The organism is Candidatus Viridilinea mediisalina (assembly GCF_002532535.1).
In the GTDB taxonomy this organism is placed as follows: Bacteria; Chloroflexota; Chloroflexia; order Chloroflexales; family Chloroflexaceae; genus Viridilinea; species Viridilinea mediisalina.
In genome coordinates this window covers 1-9997 of sequence record NZ_NQWI01000152.1, presented here as the reverse complement: position 1 = coordinate 9997, position 9997 = coordinate 1, and the positions used below count along the sequence as shown (strand labels likewise).

The 9997-nt window shown below is 58.0% G+C and carries 10 protein-coding genes and 1 pseudogene; 10 read left to right on the top strand and 1 reads right to left on the bottom strand.

What is annotated here, in order from left to right; translation table 11 throughout:
• The 10 genes and pseudogenes from CJ255_RS23770 to CJ255_RS19620 all read left to right on the top strand — a co-directional run.
• Nucleotides 1-235: pseudogene (locus CJ255_RS23770) on the top strand (DUF2457 domain-containing protein); the annotation flags it as partial.
• Nucleotides 236-304: 69 nt separating this feature from the next.
• Complete coding sequence (locus CJ255_RS19660; protein WP_097645790.1) at nt 305-664, top strand: gas vesicle protein; 360 nt, start codon at nt 305-307, stop codon at nt 662-664.
• 104 nt (nt 665-768) lie between these two features.
• The gene (locus tag CJ255_RS19655) at nt 769-2901 is read left to right on the top strand and encodes a CDC48 family AAA ATPase (RefSeq protein WP_174714084.1); all 2133 of its coding nucleotides are present in this window, start codon (nt 769-771) and stop codon (nt 2899-2901) included.
• A gap of 122 nt (nt 2902-3023) precedes the next feature.
• Nucleotides 3024-3857, top strand: coding sequence for a GvpL/GvpF family gas vesicle protein (locus CJ255_RS19650; RefSeq protein WP_097645789.1), 834 nt, complete (start codon nt 3024-3026; stop codon nt 3855-3857).
• Entirely contained in the window at nt 3850-4077 is a 228-nt protein-coding gene (gene gvpJ / locus CJ255_RS19645; RefSeq protein ID WP_097645788.1) for a gas vesicle protein GvpJ, read from the top strand. Before CJ255_RS19650 ends, gvpJ begins: the two co-directional genes overlap by 8 nt.
• A gap of 162 nt (nt 4078-4239) precedes the next feature.
• Nucleotides 4240-4941: a GvpL/GvpF family gas vesicle protein gene (locus CJ255_RS19640; protein ID WP_097645787.1), complete on the top strand. Its 702-nt coding sequence runs from the start codon at nt 4240-4242 to the stop codon at nt 4939-4941.
• Between the two features lie 275 nt (nt 4942-5216).
• Nucleotides 5217-5543, top strand: a complete 327-nt coding sequence (locus CJ255_RS19635; protein WP_097645786.1) for a nucleotidyltransferase family protein — start codon at nt 5217-5219, stop codon at nt 5541-5543.
• Nucleotides 5512-5859, top strand: coding sequence for a HepT-like ribonuclease domain-containing protein (locus tag CJ255_RS19630; protein ID WP_097645785.1), 348 nt, complete (start codon nt 5512-5514; stop codon nt 5857-5859). The genes CJ255_RS19635 and CJ255_RS19630 overlap by 32 nt, the downstream gene beginning before the upstream one ends.
• A 10-nt stretch (nt 5860-5869) precedes the next feature.
• A complete protein-coding gene (locus CJ255_RS19625) occupies nt 5870-6253 on the top strand; it encodes a gas vesicle protein K (protein ID WP_097645784.1) in 384 nt (127 codons plus the stop codon).
• Nucleotides 6254-6312: 59 nt separating this feature from the next.
• The gene (locus tag CJ255_RS19620; protein WP_097645783.1) at nt 6313-7632 is read left to right on the top strand and encodes a biliverdin-producing heme oxygenase; all 1320 of its coding nucleotides are present in this window, start codon (nt 6313-6315) and stop codon (nt 7630-7632) included.
• 139 nt (nt 7633-7771) lie between these two features.
• Here the strand turns inward: CJ255_RS19620 and CJ255_RS19615 are convergent, their stop codons facing one another.
• Nucleotides 7772-9871, bottom strand: coding sequence for a M23 family metallopeptidase (locus CJ255_RS19615; protein ID WP_097645782.1), 2100 nt, complete (start codon nt 9869-9871; stop codon nt 7772-7774).
• Nucleotides 9872-9997 lie beyond the last annotated feature (126 nt).

Below are 9997 nucleotides of genomic sequence, written 5' to 3'. Positions count from 1 at the left end.
TGGCTTCGACAAGCTGGCTTCGACAAGCTGGCTTCGACAAGCTGGCTTCGACAAGCTGGCTTCGACAAGCTGGCTTCGACAAGCTCAGCCACCGCGCCACCGCGCCACCGCGCCACCGCGCCACCGCGCCACCGCGCCACCGCGCCACCGCGCCACCGCGCCACCGCGCCACCGCGCCACCGCGCCACCGCGCCACCGCGCCACCGCGCCACCGCGCCACCGCGCCGCTGGCTGAGCCTGTCGAAGCCAAGCGGCGCGGCCCAGAGCTTTTTCGCAGTAACAAAGGTTTTTCCGAGGAGTCCTCATGCCTAACCATGGCTTGCAACATTCAACCCAAGCCACCAACCTTGCCGATATTCTGGAACGTGTCCTCGATAAGGGGGTCGTGATTGCGGGCGATATTTCGATCTCGCTCGTTGGGGTTGAGTTGCTGAGTATTAAGATTCGTCTGCTGATTGCTTCAGTGGATAAGGCGGCGGAGATTGGGATCAATTGGTGGGAGAATGATCCGCTGCTGTCGTCACGGGCCAATCAGCTTGAAGTCGAAAATCAGATGTTGCGTGAACGCTTGGCGCGCCTCGAGGATCGCTTGCTGCCTGCGCCTGAGGAATCAGCCGCCCCCGCGCCCAAGCGCCGTACTACCAGTACTAAGCGGGAGAGCTAATACCATTTCAGATTGCAGATTGTAGATTGTAGATTGTAGAACATGGCGTCTCAATGGGTGTTAGCCTTATTGATAATGCGGCATGTTCAAGGGTAATTGGTATCATGGAACCTACTGCACCGAGCGTTGAACTCCGTGTGGCTGAAGCTCCGCCGAAGGATGTCGGGCGCGGTTTGGCGCGCCTTGACCCCGAGATGATTGACCAACTCGATGCCTCGGTTGGTGATGTGGTGCAGATTAGTGGCCAGCGTACGACGGTGGCTCGAATGATGCTGACCCATAACGACCAGCGTGGCCAAGGCTTGGTTCAGATTGATGGGATTGTGCGTTCCAATGCCGGGGTTAGTCTCGATGATCCGGTGACGTTGAGCCTTGTGAAGGTGCAAACGGCACGCACGCTGGTGCTTAGTCCCGATGATGGCTTGCCTGGCCCTAGTAACCCGGCCCAAGTGCGCTACCTGGCCCGGCTGCTCGACCGCCTTGCGGTTGTGGCGGGCGACCGAGTGCGTGTGACGCTCTTTGGGACGCGGGCCCAGCGCTTCCATGTGGTCGAAACAACGCCGCCTGGCCCGGTCTTGATCGGTACTTCGACGACAATTACGCTAACACCAGCGCGTATGCAGGATCAGCCGTCGGTGCGCCCCGCTGGGATTACCTACGAGGATATTGGTGGTCTGCGCCGCGAGTTGCGCCGTATCCGCGAGATGATTGAGTTGCCTCTGCGTCACCCTGAGGTCTTTTCACGCTTGGGCATCGATCCCCCCCGGGGCGTGCTGCTCCACGGCCCACCCGGCTGCGGTAAGACGCTGATTGCGCGTGCGGTGGCCCATGAGGCGAGTGCCTATTTTATCCATATCAATGGCCCTGAGATTATTGATAAGTGGTATGGGGCCTCTGAGGCAAATCTGCGGAACACGTTTGAAGAGGCACGCAAACATGCCCCTGCAATCATCTTCATTGATGAGATTGATGCGATTGCGCCGAGCCGCGAGGAGTTGGCGGGTGATCGCCAGATCGAACGGCGGGTAGTGGCCCAGTTGCTCACCCTGATGGACGGGCTTGATGGGCGTGGCAATGTGGTAGTGATTGCGGCAACCAACCTCCCCAATAACCTCGATCCGGCCTTGCGCCGTCCCGGACGCTTCGACCGCGAGATTGCGATTAGTGTGCCCGACCGCCCGGCGCGGCGTGAGATCATTGAAATCTATACCCGTGGCATGCCGCTCGAATCGGACGTGGATATTGAACGGCTTGCTTCAGCTACCCACGGCTATGTGGGGGCCGACCTTGCAGCCCTCTGCCGTGAGGCGGCAATGGGTGCGTTGCGCCGCGTCATGCCCGAATTGGAACCGCTGGCAGCCGCCATTCCCGAAGAGCGCCTACTAGAACTGAAAGTAGGCGAACCCGATTTCCGCGCCGCCCTCGCCGAGATTACCCCCTCCGCTGTGCGCGAAGTCTTCACCGAGGTCTCCGATGTAGCCTGGAGCGATGTTGGCGGCTTGACGGCGGCGCGCCGCGCCCTAGAGGAGGCGGTGGAGTGGCCGTTGCGCTACGGTAAACTGATCGGGCGTGTGGGCCTGCAACCGCCACGCGGCATTATCCTCTACGGCCCGCCTGGTTGTGGCAAGACCCTCGTGGCGCGAGCAGTTGCCAGCCAGAGCGAAGTCAACTTTATTGCGGTCAAAGGGCCACAATTGTTGAGCATGTGGGTGGGCGAATCGGAGCGGGCGGTACGCAAAATCTTCCAGACGGCGCGCCAAGCGGCACCCTGCATCATCTTCCTCGACGAGATTGACACCTTGGCACCCACACGCGGCGCTGATGGCCAGGTGGCCGAACGGGTCGTAGGCCAGTTGCTCACCGAGTTGGACGGGATCGAAGATCTGCCAGGGGTGTTGGTGCTCGCCGCGACCAACCGGATGGATCGGGTTGATCCCGCATTGCTGCGGCCAGGGCGCTTGGAGATCCAGATTGAGTTGCCGCCCCCCAACCGCGCCGACCGGCTCGCTATTCTGCGCATCCACACGCGCCCTGCGCCGTTGGCGCGGGACGTTGACCTAGAGGCGTTGGCCGAGGCAACCTCGGGGCGGAGTGGGGCCGAACTTGCGGGCCTCTGCCGTCGGGCCGCCCGCGCCGCCATTCGTGAGTATCTCGCCAGTGGGCGCGACGACGAGAGCCAACTGGTGTTGGCGCGTCGCCATTTCGCCCATGCCCTCCAAGAGGAGCAAGGCCCGTGAGACCAAGTTACCCTTGACATACCGCATGATCAAGCACGCGAAAGCCCATTGGAACGCCATGTTCGGCAATCTCCAATCTCCAATCTCCAATCTCCAATCTCCAATCTCCAATCGTAAATAGTATGAGTGTCCCCGACTATCAGAACGACCCCGCATGGGGCTATTATGTCTACGGTATCACCACAGCGGATCATAAGCCTGTGCCCGACCTACCGGGCATTGAGGCGGTAGCGCGGCCCTTTTTGGTTGCCGAGGGCGATCTGGCTGCGCTGGTGAGTATGGTACCCCTAGAGCACTTTGCAGAAGAGGGGCTTGAAGAGCGGCTAAGCGATCTCAACTGGATCGAACCGCGCGCCCGCGCTCACCAAGAGATTCTAGCCGCTACGTTGGGCCAACGCACCGTCATACCCCTACGTTTCGGCACAATCTTCCGTGATGAGACCGGCATCCACACGATGCTACTCAGCCACGGGGCCAACTTCCGGCGCGTACTGGCCCACTTACACAACCGGCTCGAATGGGGCGTGCGGCTCTACGTAGACCCGGCGCAACTTGCGGCGCAGGTGGCAGCGAACAATCCACGGGTACGCACGCTTGCCGCCCGGTGCCAGGGCAAGAGCGGTGGGGCAGCCTATCTACTCGGCAAAAAACTGAACCAACTGCTCAGCGAAGAATCGACCCGCCTCGCGGAAACATACGCCCACACAGCGCACCAGATGCTGCTCAATTGCGCCGTTGACGCCCATGCCAGTAGTGTCGAACAGGCAGCGATGAAGCAGGAACCGACCTTGATCCTGAATGGTGCCTACCTCGTGGAACATGCGCAAACCGGCAGCTTCAACGCCATTCTGGAACAGATCGGCAGCAAACTAATCGGCTGCTCCTTCCAACTCACTGGCCCATGGCCACCCTACCACTTCGCCAGCGCCCGCGATGAGGATAGCCCCCATGCATGAGCTGAGTCCCGCTGAACGAGAACTCACCCTCCTCGACCTGCTTGATCGCATCCTCGACAAAGGCGTGATCATCATTGGCGACGTGACCATTTCCGTCGCCAACGTGGATTTGGTCTACCTGGGCCTCAAGGTACTCCTGACCTCAGTGGATAATGCGGAGAAGCTGCGGGGGAACAGAGAACAGGGGAACAGAGAACAGGGGAACAGAGAACAGTTGTAGCTAAATGACTCTTTCTAAAACCACCCCTTTGCGCTCTTTTGCGGCGATGAAAACATATGTTAGCGCGAAAAATTTCTGGGCCGCGCCGCTGGCTGAGCCTGTCGAAGCCAAGCGGCGCGGCCCAAGACTTTTTCACGCTAACAACATACTCTAACACCACCCATGCTCTACCTCTACGCCATCACCGATCAACCGCAGCTACCAGCAGCGCCCAGCAGCGGGCTACTTGGGCAACCCTTGCGCTTGATTGAAGCCGCTGGGCTATGGGCGGTGGTGAGCCCAATTGTACCCAAAGAGGTACAAACCAATGCCGAACAGGTCTGGGCGCACGAAGCGGTGGTTGAGGCATTACTGGCCCGTGGTGGTGTCTTACCAGTGCGTTTTGGCACCATCCTTGAGCATGAAGCAAACGTAGAAGCGTTGCTCCACAAGCGCGCGGCGGTCTTACGGAGCGATTTGGAACGCTTGGCTGGCTGCGTAGAGTTGGGGTTGCGGGCGTTACTCCTTGATCTCCCAGCCCCACCCGAGCCTGAACCACAGGCAGCCCCAACGAGTGGCCGCGAGTATATGCTGCGCCGCTTTGCTGCCGAGCAAGCCCTTCAAGCACGGCGGCGTCAGGCCGAAGCGGCGGCCAACCAGCTCCACACCGCCCTCGCAGACTACGCCCTTGCCAGTGTTCAACGCCAGCCCACAGGTGAACGCATGCTGCTCAGTGCAGCCTACCTCGTGCGCCGCGACGCGATCAACCGCTTCCGCGAAGCGGTCGCAGCCCTTGATGCCACCAACGCACAGATGCAACTCCTCTGCACCGGGCCGTGGCCGCCCTACCACTTTGTTTCCGGTGATGAAGAGCGGCACTCCTGAGCTATGTTGCCCTGCATAATACCAATTACCATTGAACATGCCGCATTATCAAGAACGCTAACGCCCATTGGAACGCCATGTTCGGCAATCTGCAATCTGCAATCTACAATCGTAAATGGTATTACACTCTAGCGCCAACGCTGCCAACGTGATACGATAATAAGCAATAGTGAAACCCCGTTCTCTAGGTTTTGGCTGCTTCGTCACCAAAACCGCAGCATACCATTCCCTCGAAGGAAGTGGCGCATCCCCCGAACCACCACTAGGATGTACCTATGAATAATAAAAAAACATGGGAATTAGCCGAGATTTTGCATGAACTAGATCACAACTATCATCATCTACAAAGCTTTGGTGTACGCTCACTTGGGCTGTTTGGTTCATATGCACGAGGTACCACACATGCTAACAGTGATATGGATTTTCTCGTTGATTTGGAATTACCAAGTTTTGATCGTTATATGAATCTAAAGTTTTGGCTTGAAGACACATTTGAGCAAACCGTTGATCTAGTTTTGATTGATACATTGAAAGCACGATTACGTCCCATCATTTTGAACGAGGTTGTGTATGCCAAGAGACTATCGCCTTTACCTAGATGACATCTTAGAATCGATCAGGCGCATTGAACGCTATACCAAAAACCTAGATTTTGCGACCTTTAGTGCTGATGAGATGCGAATCGATGCGGTAGTGCGGAATCTTGAGATCATTGGTGAAGCTGCAAAACATATCCCTCCAGAGCAACGTGCTTTGGTACCCAAGATTCAATGGCGCAAGATAGCAGGGCTACGCGACATTGCTGTACATCAATATTTTGGTATAAGCTTGGCTATTATTTGGGATGTTGTTAAGCTTCATTTAGATGATCTAAAGCATGCTGTTATGTTTCTGCTTGCTGATACCGACAAGGTCTAGAGGAACTCTTATGCTACAAGACATCCCCGATACTAGCGCAGAACTTCATGCCTTGCAACGCAAACTGTTGCACAGCTCAGGCGATCCGGAGCTGTTTGCGGCGGAGTTGGAGCAGACGTGCACCGGGTTGCCGCAGCGCATTAATGCTGATCCCGAGGGGGTTGAGCGCGGGTTGGCGAAGTTGGTGCTGACCCTGATTGAGCTGATCCGCCAACTCATGGAGCGCCAGGCGTTGCACCGCATGGAGCGCGGCACCGTGACCGATGAGGAGATTGAGCGCCTCGGTGAGACCTTTATGCGTCTTGAGCAGCGCATGGAGGAGCTGAAAGTGGTCTTTGGCCTCGAAAATGAAGATTTGAACCTTGATTTGGGCCCGTTGGGTCAACTTTTGTAATACCCATCTGTCATAATGGTAGGTAGCAGATACTCGTTTCAAACCAAAGAGGTACCCCTATGTCTACGACGACCGCCCCTGTAGCTACCCCAAGCCGTGCAGCGATGCACCAAGTGGCCCCGTTGACCGATCTGTTGCATCTGGAGACCTATGGCCATATTTTGCAGATTGGGACGTTGCCGTTCTTCGAGCAGGTGAATAAGCATGATCTGCCCGCTGATAGCTACATTGCGCTGCTCCATGGCCTTGATCCGATCTATGAGGCTCTCGATGAGGCGGTGAGCCATGTTATGCTGCCAGAGGTGCGGAGTGTGATGAGTGCGGCCCATCTTGTGAAGCGCCCATTGCTGGCGCAGGACAAGGCGGCCTTTGCCCAGCAGCAATTTCTCAATCCGCCAGCGGTGCAGCTTTGGAGCCAGATTGTGGCCGAGCAGATCCGGCTGCGCGGCCAGCGCAGCCCGCTTTCGCTGCTTGGCACCGCCTATGTGTTGGCCATCTGGAACATGGGGGGCGAAGGGCTCTTTAACGAACTGGCCCAGGCGCTACGCCTTCAAGGCGCCCAGGGGCTCAGCTATTTGGCCAGCTTTGATAGCTGGGGTGCCGCCCACTGGCACCAGTTTGCGGGGGCGCTCAACAGCCTGAACCTCGATAGCATCCAGCGCCAGCACATTCTGCTCGGGGCCGATGAGGCGGTGCAGGGCATTACTCAGTTGATCGATCTCGTCTACCCCTTGAGCGACAGCCCCACCAGCTATATTCCCCGCGAGATTACGCTGCGTGATGGGAGCGTGACGATTCCGCACGATATGCGTGAAGTGCGGGCGATGCTGCGGGCGGGCGACCGCTACTGGCGGCTCTTCCCCTACGTGGAGCTGCGCTATGGGCGCAAAGGCCATGGCTTTGAATGGGGCGACGGCATCGTTATGGCCCGTCTCGCTGCCGTGAGTGCCGATGCGGCCAACGAAGAGACCGATTGGACCGTGCGGATGATCGGGGCACGCGGCATCCCCATGTGGTCGCCGGAGTGCTACATGCTGCTGCTCTACGAGGATGCGGTACAGGCTTTGCCCGAGCGCGCCGAGAGCTTGCGCCCACTCTATGAGGGTGCCCTACGCCTCGCCAACTGGCGGCGCACCGTCTTGAGCGATGAACTGCTCCAGGAGTTTGATCGCCGCTTTGCCAACCGCGTCGGCCCAGAGTGGAACGCCCGCCTGCCGCACGTAGGCGGCTTCATCGCCGCCGCCGTCGCCACCGAGCGCGTAGGCATCGAACGGGCCATCGAGAGCCTCACCAAGTGGATGACCGACCCGCAGCGCTTCCCGCCCACATGGATCGAGGCGTTCCATAAGACCATGGAAGAGGCCAAGGCGCAGATTTAATACCATTTACGATTGCCGATGGCCGAACATGGGCGTCCCACTGAGTTGTAGCCTTCTTGATGGTGCGACAAGCTCAGCCACCGAGCCAGCGTCGCGGTGGCTGAGCTTATTGCACAAAACCCGGTTTGGGCATGGTTCTTCAGCGCTGAATCATGGGTAGATAGACCATATACTGTGCTGACTGCCAATCGGTACCCTCAATACTCAGCGCCTCCGAAACATTACCGGCACCATCACGTAGCCAGATGTGGTAGCGTGGAGCGGGGATGACTTCTGTACGATTGATGTACGGTTGCCAAAGCAGCGAGTCGGCATCGGGAGTGTCGCCAATTGGCTCATCTGCATCGGCTGGTAGCACAATCATGCCCTCTACGCCGCTGCCGTTGACCTGATCTTCAGCTACTACTTCGATCCAGTAGCCATCCACGTCATCGCCTTCAAAGCTGGCTTGGCCTGTTGGCGCAAGCGGATCGAGGGTTATCTCGTCGCTGAGTGAACTTCCAAAGCAGAGCAGTTCGCCTTCAGCGTTGCGAAGCTGTGCGTAGATGGTGCGCGTGACCACACTGCTTGCCGGTTCGAGTTGTACAGGCAGTTCATCGGCAAGTGCTTGCCAAGCCACACCACTCAGGTCTGTCTGGAAACCCAGACGAATCTCGCTGGCGGTTGGGGCATCTACATGCAGCACCGTAGCCGGATCACGGATCACACTTGCGCCGCCAGCCAAGGCAATCGAAGCCTCGCTACATGGAGGTGGCAGAACAACGTGCGGAGCGATCTCATGATCAAGGGTCATCCAGACGCGCGCATCGCCAGTGTTCTCGTACCAGTCAATCTCGACCAGATCGCCATTACGCACCAGTACACCCCGTGCTACCGGAATATGTGCCCCTTGATCGCGCCAACTATAGGCAACCGTGGTACCATTGATTCTGACGCGGCAACCATCATCGCAGAAGATATTTCCGAACCAACGGGGGGTGTTCGTACCAAACCCGCTAGGCAGGTTGCTGATGCGCCCCTCCAAACGAGCGATCCAGCCATCCTCCCAAATCCCTTGATGTTCCACGGGGGCGCGGAGACCGGCATCGAAATGGAAGGCGTAGCCATGCCGAGGTGCGCCAAACGATGCACCTGTGCCACCTGTGCAGACCACTGCTGAAGGGCCGCTTGTTGGGTTGATGCTTGGTGGCCATGAGCTCCCCGAAAGCCGCAGCAAGTTCCGAACCTCCATGTACCAACGCCCATTGTTGAGACAACTATCGCGGGTTGGCCAAGCACCATGGCTGGTAGTTGCCAGCGTCCCCCCACTAATCACATAGCCATTGCGAAAGTGTTGTTCGAGCTGGCCAGCTCCATTACGGAAGCGATTGCTTGTTGGTGCGCCCAAGCTGGCTCCAGCCGGGCTACGCCAATACTCGAGCATGGGGCCATCAAGCGGGTAGACTGGCACAGAGATGCGTGGTTGATCGGCCATTTCATCAAAGGTTAGCCAAGCATTACTAAAGCGCTGGCGCACAATCCCAAGGCCATACTGGCTGCGTCCGGTGGCGGGATCAAACCATTCGGTGTTTGCAAGCGCGTTGCCATAGGTGATATTGGTGGCTGTACCGGGGCCGGTGCGTTCGTAGGCAACCTGAAAAGCAAGCGGACGACTACTGTCGGCTCCGACGGTATGGACAGTAGCGCTTCCTGTGGCTGTGCCACGGCAGAAATGGCGATCATTCCAAGCGAGGCCCGGCAGATTGGTGATCCGCATCAGCCGCCCCCCATCGCGCTCGCGTACTTCAAAGTGCAGGTGCGGCCCGGTTGAAGTACCCCGCATCGGGTCATTGTAGCCACCACCAGAGAGGCCAATCGGTTGGCCTTTGGCTACTACGCTGCCTTGGGCAACATCGAAGCGCCGCATGTGTCCATAGTAGCTCACCACATTATTGGCATGGCGGATCTTCATCAAACCACCATACGCACCCACATTTCCACGAAAGATGACCGTGCCAGCTTCAGCAGCACGCAGGATTGTGCCACTTGGCATCGCAATGTCTAGCGCCTCAACCACATTTCTGTGGCTGAATGAGGGACAGCCTGGCGCTTGCGAAATGCGATACGGCCCGCCAATAAACGGCAAATTGAAACCAGGAGGCACCGATGCGGTTGCGGTTGCTGTGCGGAGCATGAATGGGCTCATGGTCAACAGCAGCAACAGCATGAGGGGAACGAGACGGCGTAAGAAGTGAGACATTGCGAACTCCGTTGCTCTACCGGGCTACAGCCGCCATTCGGCTGTATCTACTCCACACAACGCCCGGTAGGGCCGGATGCCGCCATGATGCTACAAAAAACGTTATTAAGGGAGGGGTTCGGGGAG